This is a genomic window from Methanosarcina sp. 2.H.A.1B.4 (assembly GCF_000979385.1).
Taxonomy (GTDB): domain Archaea; phylum Halobacteriota; class Methanosarcinia; order Methanosarcinales; family Methanosarcinaceae; genus Methanosarcina.
The window spans coordinates 41,074-56,051 of record NZ_JJOV01000016.1 but is presented as its reverse complement, the minus strand read 5'-3'; the positions used below and the strand labels follow the sequence as shown (position 1 = coordinate 56,051).

Here is a 14,978-nt window from a genome sequence, read left to right as displayed (position 1 = left end):
AGATCAAAGAAATAAAAATTAAACTGATAGTGTATAACATAAACAAAAAAGTTGTAGAAATAATTTGCATAAAATTAAGGATTTCTACAGAGCCCAAAACTAATCAGCCCTGCAAAGTGCCCCTTCTAAAGCTGCAAATATTCACAGATGTAAAAGATCACAAGTTAAGAAAAAGTATATTCCGGGTCTGAGGTATATTTAAAAAAAGTGGAAAATAAATAAGTGTTGATGTAACTCAGTTAAGTGTCAATGTAAACTCAGTTACACAAATAACACTTAGTATCTGTTTTCTCTGGGTGTCCTGTGGTTAGGAAGACAATCCCTGCAGTAAACAGGTCTTTCCGGGTCAGGTTTGAAAGGTACTTCTGTCTCAGCTTTACAGTCTGAACAGGTTGTCTTGTGCATTTCTCTGGGAGCGCCGAAATTGGAATTAGAATTTCCTCTGAAGTTTCTGTCATTAAAAGCCATATTTGTTTCACCTTTGGTTTAGTTGTTAGTTAATTGTTTTAAAATAAGATTGTATAGAACTCTTTGATTAAAAACAAAAATTGGTTTTTAATAACAGATGAGTATACGTCTCTTTATTTATCAACACACATACATAGCACCTATAATATATAAAGGTATCCATATAAATGAAAATTCACTCTTTCAAATGAGAGAACAACTTCCAGACATGGTTTGCAGAGGAGATAACAGCCCATTTTCTGATAGCTCCCGAAAATGGGCTTCGCCTGAAAAACCTGCCACTATAATTTGAAAACAGCTCTCTAAAGCCAAAAATATGATTGATGATCTAAAAAATAGCCTCGAGGGAACCGATATATGAAGTGCAAAACTGATAGGGCTGGAAAATGCTCTTTCTAAAGCTGCAAAAGGTAATAGGTTTTCGATTTCTCCAAATATCTGCAAAAAGGATTCCGGGAAGATTCCAGCAGACTGCCGCCAGGAGAAATATATTTCAATTGGATTAACCGGGAAAAAAGATTCAACTATCGGATAACTCAAAAATCTGTCGATACCGATATATAACACGGGATATATATATCGGAAATGTAAAATTATGGACGATACCGATATACCCCTGATTCAAGAAGAACTTCTTGCAAGAATTGATGAAAAAATGAAGCGGCTAAACTCCATGAGGCCAATTCCGGCAGATGCTTTAGGAAGGCTTCATGAATATATGAGGTTGGTGCATACCTATCACTCCAATGCAATAGAAGGGAATACACTAACACTCCAGGAAACAAAACTTATTCTGGAAGAAGGGCTGACAATTGGTGGAAAATCACTCCGAGGACATCTTGAGGTGAGCAATAACGCAAAAGCTTTTGACCGGGTGGAAGAGCTAGCACAGAAAAAACACGCTATAGACCATGTTACAATTCAGGAGATCCATGAAATTGTAACCAGAGGTATACTTGAGGATGCCGGAAGATACCGCACCAGAAATATGAGGATAACAGGTGCAGTAAAGACTCCACCCGATTGGTCGAAGATAGTGGAACTGATGGATGAACTGATCGAAAATATTGCTGAAAGCAAGGAGCATCCCATTGAAACAGCTTCAGCCCTGCATCACAGATTTGTTGAGATTCATCCTTTCAATGACGGAAACGACAGAGTAGCCCGACTCCTCACAAACCTGTATTTGATTGCAAGGGATTATCCTCCTGTTGTGCTCAAAAAAGAGGATAGAGGAAAATACTACAAATCCCTTAAAGCTGCAGATGCAGGAAACCTCGGACAATTTACCAATTTCATTGCAAAAGCCGTGGATGAAAACCTGACCCTGTATCTCTCCATCTCAGGAGGAAACGACGAACTACTGCCTCTAAAAGAACTTGCCCTGGAAACCCCTTATTCTCAGGAATATCTCAGCCTGCGGGCTAGACAGGGACTCCTTGATGCAGTAAAAATAGGAAAAACATGGCATAGTCCAAAACGTGCGGTTGAGCAATATCTATCCGAGCATGGGAAAAAAGATGTTTGATGTGATTTCATTGGTCATCGGTTAAGGAATGTTCCTGCCTGTATGCTATCGATTTTAGAGTAAAAATTAGTCTCAAATTTCGAACACCGAAACTAAAATCGATACCCTGTTTCAACTTCAGATCAATATATGTTTTCGAGATCTGTCGCAGAAATAGGGCAATTTACCATGATTCCTCTCTTAGCCGAAGACACATGGATGTTATTTTAAGAAAAAATCCTATTGATACCAGGACTTACGCACTTGAAAGATAAAATCAAGTACAACAGACGTTGAAGTTTAATATATTATATAGTTGAAAGTTTAATGCTATTGAGTTCCAGTTCAACCGCGTAAGTCCTGGATACATAAAAAATAGCCCTGAAGAAAATCTATTGATAAAGCAAAACTAATCAGCCCTGCAAAGTGCTCCTTATAAAGCTGCAAATATTCACAAGATGTAAAAGATCAGAAGTTAAGAAAAAGTAATTCCGGTTTTATAAAGTACTAAAAAAGTGGAAAAGAAATAAGTGTTGATGTAACTCAGTTAAGTGTTAATGTAAACTCAGTTACACAAATAACACTTAATATCTGCTGTTTTCTCTGGGTGTCCTGTGGTTAGGAAGACAATCCCTGCAGTAAACAGGTCTTTCTGGGTCAGGTTTGAAAGGCACTTCTGTCTCAGCTTTACAGTCTGAACAGGTTGTCTTGTGCATTTCTCTGGGAGCGCCGAAATTGGAATTAGAATTTCCTCTGAAGTTTCTGTCATTAAAAGCCATATTTGTTTCACCTTTGGTTTTAGTTGTTAGTTAATTGTTCAAAAATAAGATTGTATAGAACTCTTTGATTAAAAACAAAAATTGGTTTTTAATAACAGATGATTATACGTCTCTTTATTTATCAACACACATACATGGCACCTATAATATATAAATATATCCATACAAATGAAAGCACACTCTTTCAAATGAGAGAACAACTTCCAGACCAGGTTCTGGAACAGATAAAAGTGCTGAAATTCTAATTCTGGCTGATTATGGATAAAGGACAAAGCTTATCGGGCCTGCAAAGTGCTTCTTCTAAATCTAAAAAAGCTCGCAGGTTTTCGAGATCTCAATATCTACAAAAGGATTAGGGAAAGAGTGAGGTAGACCACCGGCAGGAAAAATATATTCGTATAGAAATAAGAGGGAATAACAAAAATTTCAGCGTCCTTCTTTAGTAATAATAAATATTACAGAGTGGAATATAGAAATAAGTTGTCGTTAAATAAGTTGTCGTTAAATAAGTTGTCGTTAAATAAGTTGTCGTTTATAGAACTTTGTCCGCATCAACATCGATGCGATCCTGCAGAAAAGCAAAATATGGATTTCAGGCATCTTTTTCAGATACCTTTATTTCAGATACCTTTATCAGGCATCTTTATTCTGATACCTTTAAATCAGTACTTAATGTAGCCTTTACGCTCAAGCCATTCGACCTGGGGCCTTGTGTATTTCCAGATTACTTCGGCTTTGGAGTCCTGAACTTCCCAGGGATTGGCTATGACAATGTCGCCTTCACGGATCCACATTCTCTTCTTTTTAGAGCCTGGAATCCTGCCCATGCGGACAACGCCGTCCATACACTGAAGTGTTACCCTTTTCGCGCCGAGTAAACACGCAACCGTTGCCAGGACTTCATTTCTGTCCTTGCGAGGAGTTCGTACCCTGGATACTTCAGAGGTATCTCCTGAGTTTACTGGTCTTGTGGTTCCTAATTTTCTTTTTCTAATTGTGCTTCTGTAGTTTGCCAAATTAATTCCTCTTTAATGGATTTTTATTTTTGTATAGTTCAATATTGAATAATTAGTACAGGTTCTCATTTTCAATGCCGGTTTATCTTACTTTCCCCTACCGCACGAGGTGGAAATAAGTAAAGAAACAAAGAGAATAAACCAAAAAAACAAAAAGATGAATCAGGCGTTAATGTAAACTTAATTACAAGATTAACACCTGATGCAGATTATCGTTAGAATTTCTTGTGGTTAGGAAAACATTCCCTGCAGTATACTGGCCTGCCTTCGGTGGGTTTGAACGGTACTTCGGTCTCAACACCGCAGTCAGAGCAGGTTACTTTCGTCATTTCCCTTGGTCCGTTGTTACCACGGAAACCTCCGGAATTTCCCCTGAAATTTCTGTCATTAAAAGCCATTTTCGTTTCACCTCCGCTTTAGCGGATAGTCAATAATATAAAAACAAGATTGTATAGACCCTTAGATTAAAAACAAAAATTGGTTTTTAATAACAGATTATACATCTCTTTATTTTCAATACATATACTACACAGTCAAATTATATAAATGCATCCATACAAATGCACATAAACTCTCTCAAATGAGAGAACTCTTTTTAGACATGGATTTCAGAGGAGATAACAGCCCATTTTTTGATAACTTTTGAAACCAGGGTTACTTGAAAAATTTTCAACATGATTTGAAAACAGCTATTCTATGCCACAAATCATATTGATTATCTAAAAAACAGCCCAGAGGGAAATCTATCTATGAAGGGCAAAAATGATCAGGTATGGAAATTGCTACTTCTAGACCTGCAAAGGCTCTCAGTTTTTCGAGATTTCAGATTTTTAAAAAAGATTCGAGGAAGATTGGAGTAAACCGTCGGAAGGAAAAATATATTTTAATTGAATTGAAAATAGAGGAAGTTTCATTTATTATATAGCAATCCATTGTCGGATATATCCAATGAAAAAAGGATTTGGCTAACAGTTTTTAACTTTAACTCGGAAACAGCACCTCAATAAAGACTTACGATAAGCAAAACTTATCGGCCCTGTAAAGTGCTAATTCTCAAGCTGCAAATCTTCAAAGCTGCAAAAGATTACAGGTAAAGAGAAAAGTATATTCCGACTATAGTGTATTTTAAAAAAGTAAAAGAATTAGTCCGCTTGAGCAAAGCGAAACGGACCTCATGCGGTTGCGATTACATCGCAACTCCCAGGAAATATCAAATTTCCTGTGATCCCAATACGAAATTTGGGCGCTTAATATCTGCGGTTTTCTCTGGGTGTCCTGTGGTTAGGAAGACAGTCCCTGCAGTAAACAGGTCTTTCTGGGTCAGGTTTGAAAGGCACTTCTGTCTCAGCTTTACAGTCTGAACAGGTTGTCTTGTGCATTTCTCTAGGAGCGCCGAAATTGTTACCACCGAAGTTATTTCTGTCATTAAAAGCCATATTTGTTTCACCTTTGTTTTAGTTTTTGTTAATAGTTTAAAAATAAGATTGTATAGAGCTCTTTGTTTAAAAACAAAAATTGGTTTTTTAACAACAGATGAGTATACTTCTCTTTATTTTCAATACATCTACATCGCACTTCTAATATATAACTGTATCTATTCAAATGATGGCACTCTCTCAACTAAAAAAACACTTTATATCCAGAGTTTGCAGAAGAGATTTCTGAAAACCGCCTGCAGAAAAGAGATCTATGAGTTAATAAAAAAAGCCATTTCACTCTTAATTTTAAAAAGTTTTCAGGACTGTTTTTATGATAAGAAAGTAGATTAATGCTCTTTAGATTTACGAATTAATATTTACCCTTATTAGGGCGAAAGAAGGGCTAATCCCTATCATTTCAATGGTAATATACAGCCTTTACAGAGAAACAAGAAGAAATCAAAAGTATCTGGAATTGTTAAAAGTATCTGGAATTGTTAAAAGTATCTGGAATTGTTAAAAGTATCTGGAATTGTTAAAAGTATCTGGAATTGTTAAAAGTATCTGAAATTGTTAAAAGTATCTGAAATTGTTAAAAGTATCTGAAATTGTTAAAAGTATCTGGAATTATTATTACTGACCGGAATCCCCCCAACACAACCCCTAAATACCCTCACCCCCCTTGGTTTATCAGATTGCCATGGTTGACAGATCACATTCTCGTATGCGGTACGAAAACATTGCAGGAGCACTCCTATTCATTGCAGGCGTGCTGGCTTTCCTCGGGATTATCACGGCTGAGACGCTATATCCCGGGTACAGCACTTCGCAGAACATGATAAGCGACCTGGGTGCGACCGATACGCCCAACAGTATTATAATACAACCATCTTCAACCATCTTCAGTGCTGCAATGGCTGTAACAGGCCTCTTAATCACCGCCTCTGCCTACTGCATTAACCGCGCGTTCCGGAAGCGAGAAGTCACTGCTCCTCTGGCCTTATTCGGGATCGGAGTCCTGGGAGTTGGAATCTTCAACGGGAGCTATGGGGATATACACGGAATTTTTGCCCTGATGGCTTTCGTTATGGGAGGCATATCCGCAATTACAAGCTCCAGGATCGAGAGGGCACCACTTAGCTATTTCTCAGTCATACTCGGAGGAATCGCACTTCTGGACCTGTTTCTTTACTACATAATGGGAGAGGCAAGCCCTTTTTCAGCCTTTGGGCTCGGAGGGCTTGAGCGGTGGATAGCATATCCGATCCTGCTCTGGGTCACAGGTTTTGGAGGGTACCTGATAGGACATTCGAGAGCATAAGAATGGGAGCTTTGCTCAAGAGGGCCAATTTCGGGTAATAAAGTGAGTTTCGCTCAAGCAGACTAACTTATGGACAAGTAACGTTACTTTTCTCCTCGCACAGGAGGACTAAATTACATTATTTCTAATCCATACAACGGTACTCGCTATACTGAGTCTTTTTTGTCCCGCTCGACACAGGAGAGCGGTCTTTCCCAAAATGAAGAGAAGAAAAGAGAAGAGAAGAAAAGAGAAGAGAAGAGAAGAGAAAAGCCCGGGAAATAAAAACAACTGAGAACACTTTTGAGTTAGAAAGAACGAGAACCAAACGGGTCAAATCTGCAGAAATTTCGATCTCATCTCTTTTTCAGTCTCATTTCTCTTTCAAATAGTTTTGCTTTCATTTTTCCTTTTGGGAAGGGCCGCCAGACAAGCTGGCGGAGGCGTCTGTATCGCCTATGAATTAAAAAACAGTCCTCGGGGAATAAAAGGAAAATATTCTCTCTATCCCGGGGATATTTCCTTCAATATCTGTCTCTCTTAATTTCAGTGCCGTCTTTTGGATCTCTTTTTATCGGACTGACGGCTGGCTCAATCCCATTGCAGCGGAGGGAGAAAAACGAAAAATATCCTCCGCGGCTCTGGAAGAGATCTCCCAGTTTATGAGGAAAAACTGGAATTTTGGTTAGGCATTATTTATATCATTAAAATAAACGACATCATTACATAGCCTTTTAATTAATTTTTTTTCGTGACTTACAACCAGTACTCCGATATTCAGCTCTTTGACTATATCCAGAACTATACTCCAGATTTGGGCTTGAGTAATGGCATCTACCATTGTAGTTATTTCATCAGCGATTAAAAATTTAGTTTCAGGGCTTAAAGCCCTTGCAAGGGCAAACCTTTGAAGTTCTCCTCCGGAAAGCTCATTTGGCCATCTGTTAAGCCAGCTCTTTTTTATTCCGAATGAATCTAAAATATCCTGTGGAACAATATGTCCTTCATTTAAAATGTCTTTCATTTTCCATTTAGGGTTTACAGCTTTTTCCGGGTGTTGAAAGACTAACTGGACCGGGTTATATCCTTTTGATGGAATTTCTTTTCCGTCGATACTTACATTTCCCTGATAGTCATTTTCGTAACCAGCCAATATTTTACAGAGGGTTGATTTACCACTTCCGCTGTCCCCGATTAGACCCAGTACTTCCCCACTACCTAGAGATATATTCACATTATTTAAAATCAAATTGTTTCTTTTATACCCGAAACTTATATTTTCGCCTTTAAGACACATTATTGCACCTCACCACTCCTCCGTTGATATTTCTAAATTGAGGGATGCCTTTAGAGCAAAGCTCATTCTTTTTGGAACACCTTTCATAAAATATACATCCGTCAATGACTTCATCCTGCATTGGTTGATGGCCTTTAATTGCCAGGAAATTGTTCTGGGGAAGGGCATTCCAGAGTGCCCGGGTGTATGGGTGCCTTAAATTTTCCCCGTTATTTTTAAAATCTTCAACATTAGCTACTTCTAAAACCGTACCTGCATAGAAGATTGCAATTTTATCAGAAATTTTTAATGCAGCTTCTATATCATGAGTTATAAGTATCACTGCACACCCTTTATTTGCCATGTCTTTGAAGTAACTCAAGGTTTCATTCAAAGTTTTTTCATCCAGACCCGGAGTTGGTTCATCTGCAATTATGAGCTTTGCGGAACTCATTACGGCAGTGGAAACCAGAACTCTTCTGGTCATACCTCCTGATAACTCATGGGGGAACATTCTATCAACATCTGGTTTTAAATCATATTTCTGGAAAATTTCTCTCTGGACCTTCTTCATTAAGCCTTCATTTTTTTCTTCAACACATCCTATTACCTGATTAGAGATCCTCATTAAAGGGTCCAGATAGTTTGTGGATTGAGGGATCAGAGCTATTTCTTTTCCCCTGATTTCTTCTTTTATCTCCTGAGTGAGTTTCTTGCCATTGTATTCCATATTCACATCAAGTTTCGCGTTTGAAGGTAAAATCCCTAAAATTGCATGTGCCAGAAGACTTTTACCAGACCCGCTCGAACCAACAACGGCTAAAATTTCACCTCTGTAAGCTTCTATGCTCAAATTACAGATTACTTTTAACTCAGTTTGCCTGAGTCCGGAAGCATATTGAATGAAAGAAAGGGAAAGGTCTTCTACTTTTAATAGAGCTTCAGTCTCCTTCTTTTCTTTAGCATTTATTTCAGTTTTATTTCTCATATTTCCCATATTCCACACCTTTTAAATCTAAGATCTGTACTTGCCATTCAGGCAAAAAATATCTCAACCGATACCCGGTGAAATTTACTCATGTGAAATTTACTCGTGAGCATTTTTTGGGTCCATCAGCTTTCCTAAATTTTCTCCAATCATATCAAATGCCAGGACTACAATTAACAGGGATAACCCCGGGAAGAATGCAAGCCACCAGTATCCTGCCGAGAGGTACTTCATAGACTCTGATAAAATGATACCAATTGCCGGTTCGTGGGGTGAAAGTCCAAAACCCAGGAATGTAGCTGAGGCTTCATGTAAAATAGCATGTGGAAACATTAAAATCGTGCCTAATAAAATCTGAGGAATTAAATGAGGCAGAATATGTTTTGTAGCTATCCACCATTTTGACTTACCAAGATTTCTGGATATATGGATATATTCCTGGGTTTTTAGCTGCTTAATTTCTGCTCTTACAACCCTTGTTAAGCCTGTCCAATGCGTTAATGCAACTCCAATAATGACTCCTGTTGCTCCTCCTCCGAATCCTATGGAAATAAGGATTATTAAAAGAAGGTGGGGGATTGAAAGGAATAAATCTACTAACCAGGCGATAAAGGAATCTGCGATCTTTCCTGTACTTGAGAGCAAGCCTAAAATTATGGCCAGTATAGTACTGATTGTAGAAGCAAAAGCTCCAATCAGTATGCTTGAACCAAGTCCCTTTAGAGTTCTTATGAACATGTCCCTTCCCATCCAATCGGTCCCAAACGGATGTTCCGGGGAAGGATTAAGGTTTTTAGAGCCAAAATTAGTATGTAAAGATTCTTCGCCGAAACTCACGCTAGAAATCACAATTGCAAGCAATAAAAGGGACGTGAAGCCTATTATTAAAAGAGTCTTCTGCCTTAAATTAAATCCGCTGAATACTCCTTTGTTAACTGTTACAACAGCAGTACTCATATTGAGGCCTCCTGTTGTTTTATCCTGGGATCAACAAACTGGTATATAAGATCAGCAATTGCGTTTCCAAAAAAGACAAAGCAAGCACTAACAATAACTATTCCTAAAAGCAGTGGTACATCAGATCTCAATCCTGCTGCTACTGCAGCCTGTCCAATTCCGGGATAGGAAAATACCTGTTCAACCAGAACTGTTCCTCCAAACAATTCACTGAATCCTAAAAACTGTAGTGTAATAGCTGGAAGTGCAACGTTCCTAATTCCATGCCTTAATACCAGATTTAATCCTTTTTCCCCTCTTGCCTTTGCAAATAATACATAATCACTGGATAGAACTTCTATTAATTTTTCTCGAGTAAACAGCGCAATTTGAGCAACTCCTAATAAACTCAAAGTTAGTGCAGGGAGAATTAAACGCAGAAACCAATCCAAAAATGTCACATTTTCCGCAGTGACACCTATTGGTACACTTAAACCTATAGGGAACCAGCCCAAATACACTGAAAATACCATTAATAGAATCAATGCCAGCCAAAAAGTTGGTGTGGCAGCTAAAACATAACAATAAGTTTTTATTGCCTTATCTATCCACGTTCCTTTCTTCATTCCCGCTACTATCCCTAAAATGAAACCTAAAATTCCAGAAAACAGCCATGAAGCCGCCATCAGAGCAAGAGAAGCTGTGAATCGTTCTTTGATTACATCAGTAACAGGTATTCTATAAATCAATGAAATTCCAAAGTTTCCTTTAAGAACATCTCCCGCCCAGTTCAAGAATTTTTCCTGCGGAGGCGTGTTAACTCCCCAATATTCTTCAAGTTTCTCTTTGTGCTCTGCACTCACTGGCATTTCTCCAATATAAGCTCTAACAGGGTCTATAGGTGAGTATTGAATGAGCATGAAACTTACAAAACAAACTAGAATCAAAAGACTTATCAACCGAAGTATTTTTTTTCCTATAAAGCCCGCTATTTTTTCATTGTCTAACACGCGATTCCCTCACATAATAATTATTTTATAATAGATTCATTTTAACGTAGATACAAATATTATGAATAATTAGGAATAATCTGAATAATTTTCATACGATTTTAAGTCGAAATAGATTGCACTATATTTTTCAAGAATTTCCCATCAAATTCCAGCCCCAAATAAAAAAGGTAAAATGAGTAATATTTATAACATCATTTTATTACGATGTTAATATCACTCACTTTAAGTCGAGCTGGTTGCATTTGTTCTTGTCCATTCGTAGATATTTCCTAAAATATCGGACCCAGCATTTTTTTGTGGAGTTCCTATGTCTAAGGTTTCATCCACCGTATACAGATAATCCATTGTCACCAGCCATAACCATGTTGCATCTCCTGCAGGCCCGTAACCGGTCTTTCCATCATATGCAGCTAATTGCCAGTTTTTTGTAGCCTGGGCCTGGTCTGCGGATCTTAAAGCTGATTCTAAATATCCATCTACAACAGGATTATTGTAAAGCCCCGGATTCTTGTATGTATCATCTGCTTCTTTACTGTGGTATTGCATGTATAAATTGAAGGTATCTATACTGCTGTAAGCGTATAAAACGGCTGAACTGTATTGATTGGCATATATTTCATCCCAGTTTGTGCCGACCAGGTCTATTTTTATACCTAATTTTTTGGCTTGTTCACTTACAGCCACTGAAAGAGCTTGCCTTGTTTGGTCTGCTGAAGAATAGTATAGTTTAAATTCTGCTTTAGTTCCATCTTTTTCTCGAATTCCATCGCCATCATTGTCCTTCCATCCTGCGTTTTCTAACATTATTTTGGCTTCTTCGAGATTTGAATCGTTGATTTTAGCTTCAGGGTTCCCAAAGTTTCGTTGATCTACTCCGGTGTATTCTACATCCCCTTTTCCATATATTACTCCGTCAAGTATGGCTTTTCTGTCGATACCTATGTTTAAGGCTTTTCGAATTGCCAGATCTGCGGTTACATTATTGCCTATTGGATCTCCCTGTAGACTTATTTCCCCGGTATTATTCTGCAGGGGGAATGAAACTCCGAATGCTCTTGATGAGGGAAGAGACATTAAATTATATCCATCTATAGTCTGATTGGCATGGTTAATGTCGATTTCAGCCAGGTCTACATCACCGGACCTTGCAGCTGCAAATGCAGTTTCTTTATCCAGGAATAACATGGTTATTTTTTTGAAGAATGGTTTTTTTCCATAGTAATCTTCGTTTAAATTAAATATTGCCTGTTGACCTTTGTCCCACTGTATCAATTTATATGGTCCCGATCCAATTGGATTTGACCCGTAGGTTTCTTTTTTATATGCATGTTCTGGCACAATTCCAACGTATCTGAGTCTCCATATAAAGCTTGACTGGGGTTCTTTTAATTTGAATTCAACTGCAGTATCATTTATTGCTGCAGCATTTTCAAGATTACTCATATCCAGCTCTGAATTACTTCCAACTGCTGTATTAAAGGTAAATGCTACGTCTTCTGCTGATAATTTCTCCCCATCTGTAAATTTAACATCATCTCTTATATTTACAGTCCAGGTATTCCCATCAGAACTAACAGAGTAATCCGTAGCAAGGTCATTTATTATACTGCCATCATCAGCTGATTTAAAAAGAGTACTTTGTATCAATGGTTCAAAATTCACATGACCTGATCCCCATCCCATAAGCGGATCAAATCCTGCTTTTGGTTCCCCTGTATGCGAATATACATTTACGACCAATTCATCAGAAGCCTGGGACGTTGAGCTGTCTGACGTAGAACTGGACGTAGAGCCAGGCATAGAACTGATTATAACAATAGCCGCTATAATTACGATTATTGATCCCATAAGCAAATACTGCTGGTTTTTCTTAATCTGAACTCCTCCTCCATTTTAATCAACACACTGAATTATTTTTGCAAAAAGCCCTTTACCAGATTGTAATGACTAGAAATACTTTTTGAATAACACTTTCATAGATAAAAATATTACCAAAGTATTATTTTTTACACAATTATTAAGATAGGTTAAATTAAAACAATTTTACTATATATACTTTCCTAAAAGAAAGTGTTACTAAACCGTTTGTTTCATGGAATATCGTATCATTAAATGAGAGTTATTATTCATTTTAAGAGCATTTTAATCAGCTGCAGCTATTGGATGCTGAAAATAAGTATAAATTATGACGATTCCGGAAGATACCGGAAGGTATCGATATCAAAAGGTATCGATATCAAAAGGTATCGATATCAAAAGGTAACGATATCAAAAGGTAACAATACTAAACAGCTTCCATTTCAAGATTGAGCAGCTTTTCAGAGTTTCATAAGATATTCAAAAGAAAAAAAATGGGATTTGAAATAGAAATTCAACTCCCGGTTTAATTTCCTGTGCGTTTCCATTCCAGAATGCTACCAAAGATATCTGCACCGTGAGGCTGTATTTTGGGAGTTCCGATATCCAGGTCGTCATCCATAATGAAGACATAATTAATGGTTGCCATCCACAGCCATGTAGCATCTCCTTTTTCTGAAAAGCCTGTTGTCCCATCCCAGGCAGCCAGCTGCCAGTTTTCATTGGCAGTATCCGGATCAAAACTGGTTATGGCTGTTCTCAGGTAGTTGTCCACAGCAGAATTGTTGTACATAATTACATTGTTGTAATTCGAAGGATCGTAGCTCTTGCTGTAGTATCTTAAGTATACGTCAGTTGGATCCAGCGAACCATAACCAAAGACTACCGGAGTTGAATGAACAAGGGTGTCAATTTCATTCCAGTTTTTACCCTCGACTTTAATGTTTATACCCAATTTTTTTGCTTCTTCCGATACAGAAACAGCTAATGCCTGCCTTTCCTGCGCATTGGAAGTATATAGCAAAGTAAATTCGGCTTTTAATCCATTTTTCTCAATGATGCCGTCGCCGTCAGTATCTTCCCAGCCGGCTTCATTTAAGATTTTCTTTGCTGCTTCGAGATTTCCATCCTCAAAAATAGCTTCCTTATTTCCCCAGGGTAATTTATCCACACCCGTGAATTCCTCTTTGCCCTGCCCATTTAATGCTCCATTGATTAACGCCTGCCTGTCTATTCCGATGTTCAGGGCTTTTCTTATTGCAATATCAGAAGTTACATTGTTCCCGATTGCGTAGCCATTTTCAGTTTTTTCACCGGTATTTGCTTGCAGGGGAAAGCTTACTCCTCGAGCATCAATAGAATCAAGAGATACTATTTTCATTCCATCTACGGTTTGTTTGGCGAATGAAGCAGGAATTTCAGCCAGATCAATCTGTCCAGACCTGGCCGCCGCAAAAGCAGCGTCTGATCCCATAAAGAGCATAGTTATCTTTTTAAAGTACGGTTCCTGCCCATAATAATCCGGATTTGCTTCAAAGATTACCTGCTGCCCTTTATCCCACTGGACAAATTTGTATGGGCCTGACCCTATTGGATTTTGACCGTAATTTTCATCGTAAGCATGTTCAGGGACAATGCCAATAACTGCGAGTTTATTGATGAAGGTAGCCTGAGGGTCATTCAAATCAAATTCAACAGTATAATCTTCGATTGCTGCAGCCTTTTCCAGCATGGATAAATCCACACTGCCACTGGCATCTGCTGCCGTGTTAAAGGTGAATGCCACATCCTTAGCTGTTAAAGGCACTCCATCATGGAATTTAACGTCGTCTCTTATTGTAACAGTCCACTTTAACCCGTCACTGCTAACCGTATAATTTGTAGCTAAATCGTTGATCAGATTTGCACTGCTGTCCTTTTTGAAAAGAGTGCTCTGGACCAGAGGTTCACGGTTATAACCCCAGCCGGTAATCGGGTTAAAGCCCACTTCCGGTTCTCCGCCGTGAGTCCCTACGGCTGCGATCAGTTCGTCAGACCCCTGGGAACTTACCAGTTCTCCAGACCCCCGGAATTCCATTTCCGCCGAAACCTGGGAAGCCGGGTCATCTAACGCAGAATCTGAAGCAGGACTGGACATCGAACTGACAACAACAACAGCCGCCATAATTATGACTATTGAGCCTATGAGCAAATATTGCTGGTTTTTCTTAATTTAAACTCCTCCTCGATTGATATTAGAGTCCGGAATTTTTTTGACATTAATTCCCGAACCAGTGTTTTAATGACTGGAAAGATTCTTTTTTTAGATAATACTTATATAACTACAAATATTGCCAAAGTGTTACTTTTTAAGTAATAATTATAATTAGTTGAATAAAACCATTTTACTATATATACGTTTCTAAAAAAATGTGTTACAG

General features: G+C 38.2%; 14 protein-coding genes. 3 read left to right on the top strand and 11 right to left on the bottom strand.

Features of this window, described 5'->3' with window-relative positions:
• Window positions 1-191 (top strand): hypothetical protein (locus EO92_RS18430; RefSeq protein ID WP_369793110.1); only part of this gene is annotated, 191 nt, incomplete at its 5' end.
• Window positions 192-276: 85 nt separating this feature from the next.
• Here the strand turns inward: EO92_RS18430 and EO92_RS03305 are convergent.
• Window positions 277-468 carry a CxxC-x17-CxxC domain-containing protein gene (locus EO92_RS03305; protein WP_048161108.1) on the bottom strand — a complete coding sequence of 64 codons (192 nt, stop codon included), beginning with the start codon at window positions 466-468 and terminating at the stop codon, window positions 277-279.
• Window positions 469-1,063: 595 nt separating this feature from the next.
• Here EO92_RS03305 and EO92_RS03300 point away from each other — a divergent pair.
• On the top strand, window positions 1,064-1,996 hold the full coding sequence (locus tag EO92_RS03300) for a Fic family protein (RefSeq protein WP_052734251.1): 933 nt from the start codon (window positions 1,064-1,066) through the stop codon (window positions 1,994-1,996).
• Window positions 1,997-2,559: 563 nt separating this feature from the next.
• On the opposite strand, the gene EO92_RS03295 is transcribed toward EO92_RS03300, so the two are convergent.
• The 4 genes from EO92_RS03295 to EO92_RS03280 all read right to left on the bottom strand — a co-directional run bounded on the left by EO92_RS03295 (window position 2,560) and on the right by EO92_RS03280 (window position 5,206).
• Window positions 2,560-2,754, bottom strand: coding sequence for a CxxC-x17-CxxC domain-containing protein (locus EO92_RS03295; protein WP_048169265.1), 195 nt, complete (start codon window positions 2,752-2,754; stop codon window positions 2,560-2,562).
• Window positions 2,755-3,416: 662 nt separating this feature from the next.
• Window positions 3,417-3,749 carry a translation initiation factor eIF-1A gene (gene eif1A / locus EO92_RS03290; protein WP_048161001.1) on the bottom strand — a complete coding sequence of 111 codons (333 nt, stop codon included), beginning with the start codon at window positions 3,747-3,749 and terminating at the stop codon, window positions 3,417-3,419.
• Between the two features lie 236 nt (window positions 3,750-3,985).
• Window positions 3,986-4,168 carry a CxxC-x17-CxxC domain-containing protein gene (locus EO92_RS03285; protein ID WP_048160999.1) on the bottom strand — a complete coding sequence of 61 codons (183 nt, stop codon included), beginning with the start codon at window positions 4,166-4,168 and terminating at the stop codon, window positions 3,986-3,988.
• An 849-nt stretch (window positions 4,169-5,017) separates the two neighbouring features.
• Window positions 5,018-5,206: a CxxC-x17-CxxC domain-containing protein gene (locus EO92_RS03280; protein WP_048140677.1), complete on the bottom strand. Its 189-nt coding sequence runs from the start codon at window positions 5,204-5,206 to the stop codon at window positions 5,018-5,020.
• A 682-nt stretch (window positions 5,207-5,888) separates the two neighbouring features.
• On the opposite strand from EO92_RS03280, the gene EO92_RS03275 reads away from it, so the two are divergent.
• The gene (locus EO92_RS03275) at window positions 5,889-6,509 is read left to right on the top strand and encodes a DUF998 domain-containing protein (RefSeq protein ID WP_082107929.1); all 621 of its coding nucleotides are present in this window, start codon (window positions 5,889-5,891) and stop codon (window positions 6,507-6,509) included.
• Between the two features lie 664 nt (window positions 6,510-7,173).
• Here EO92_RS03275 and EO92_RS03270 read toward each other — a convergent pair.
• From EO92_RS03270 to EO92_RS03245, 6 genes are all read right to left on the bottom strand, one after another.
• The gene (locus EO92_RS03270; protein ID WP_048161290.1) at window positions 7,174-7,785 is read right to left on the bottom strand and encodes an ABC transporter ATP-binding protein; all 612 of its coding nucleotides are present in this window, start codon (window positions 7,783-7,785) and stop codon (window positions 7,174-7,176) included.
• Window positions 7,775-8,752, bottom strand: coding sequence for an ABC transporter ATP-binding protein (locus EO92_RS03265; RefSeq protein WP_048169277.1), 978 nt, complete (start codon window positions 8,750-8,752; stop codon window positions 7,775-7,777). Before EO92_RS03265 ends, EO92_RS03270 begins: the two co-directional genes overlap by 11 nt.
• A 99-nt stretch (window positions 8,753-8,851) precedes the next feature.
• Window positions 8,852-9,709, bottom strand: a complete 858-nt coding sequence (locus EO92_RS03260) for an ABC transporter permease (protein WP_048169260.1) — start codon at window positions 9,707-9,709, stop codon at window positions 8,852-8,854.
• On the bottom strand, window positions 9,706-10,698 hold the full coding sequence (locus EO92_RS03255) for an ABC transporter permease (protein ID WP_048169258.1): 993 nt from the start codon (window positions 10,696-10,698) through the stop codon (window positions 9,706-9,708). Before EO92_RS03255 ends, EO92_RS03260 begins: the two co-directional genes overlap by 4 nt.
• A 225-nt stretch (window positions 10,699-10,923) precedes the next feature.
• The gene (locus tag EO92_RS03250; RefSeq protein ID WP_048169256.1) at window positions 10,924-12,549 is read right to left on the bottom strand and encodes an ABC transporter substrate-binding protein; all 1,626 of its coding nucleotides are present in this window, start codon (window positions 12,547-12,549) and stop codon (window positions 10,924-10,926) included.
• A gap of 535 nt (window positions 12,550-13,084) precedes the next feature.
• Complete coding sequence (locus tag EO92_RS03245) at window positions 13,085-14,695, bottom strand: ABC transporter substrate-binding protein (protein WP_052734252.1); 1,611 nt, start codon at window positions 14,693-14,695, stop codon at window positions 13,085-13,087.
• Window positions 14,696-14,978: the final 283 nt, after the last annotated feature.

Bases quoted from the DNA above. Each gene is read 5' to 3' on its own strand.
- EO92_RS03305 (WP_048161108.1), bottom strand. From the start codon at position 468: ATGGCTTTTAATGACAGAAACTTCAGAGGAAATTCTAATTCCAATTTC.
- EO92_RS03300 (WP_052734251.1), top strand. From the start codon at position 1,064: ATGGACGATACCGATATACCCCTGATTCAAGAAGAACTTCTTGCAAGA.
- EO92_RS03295 (WP_048169265.1), bottom strand. From the start codon at position 2,754: ATGGCTTTTAATGACAGAAACTTCAGAGGAAATTCTAATTCCAATTTC.
- EO92_RS03285 (WP_048160999.1), bottom strand. From the start codon at position 4,168: ATGGCTTTTAATGACAGAAATTTCAGGGGAAATTCCGGAGGTTTCCGT.
- EO92_RS03280 (WP_048140677.1), bottom strand. From the start codon at position 5,206: ATGGCTTTTAATGACAGAAATAACTTCGGTGGTAACAATTTCGGCGCT.
- EO92_RS03275 (WP_082107929.1), top strand. From the start codon at position 5,889: ATGGTTGACAGATCACATTCTCGTATGCGGTACGAAAACATTGCAGGA.
- EO92_RS03270 (WP_048161290.1), bottom strand. From the start codon at position 7,785: ATGTGTCTTAAAGGCGAAAATATAAGTTTCGGGTATAAAAGAAACAAT.
- EO92_RS03265 (WP_048169277.1), bottom strand. From the start codon at position 8,752: ATGAGAAATAAAACTGAAATAAATGCTAAAGAAAAGAAGGAGACTGAA.
- EO92_RS03260 (WP_048169260.1), bottom strand. From the start codon at position 9,709: ATGAGTACTGCTGTTGTAACAGTTAACAAAGGAGTATTCAGCGGATTT.
- EO92_RS03250 (WP_048169256.1), bottom strand. From the start codon at position 12,549: ATGGGATCAATAATCGTAATTATAGCGGCTATTGTTATAATCAGTTCT.
- EO92_RS03245 (WP_052734252.1), bottom strand. From the start codon at position 14,695: ATGTCCAGTCCTGCTTCAGATTCTGCGTTAGATGACCCGGCTTCCCAG.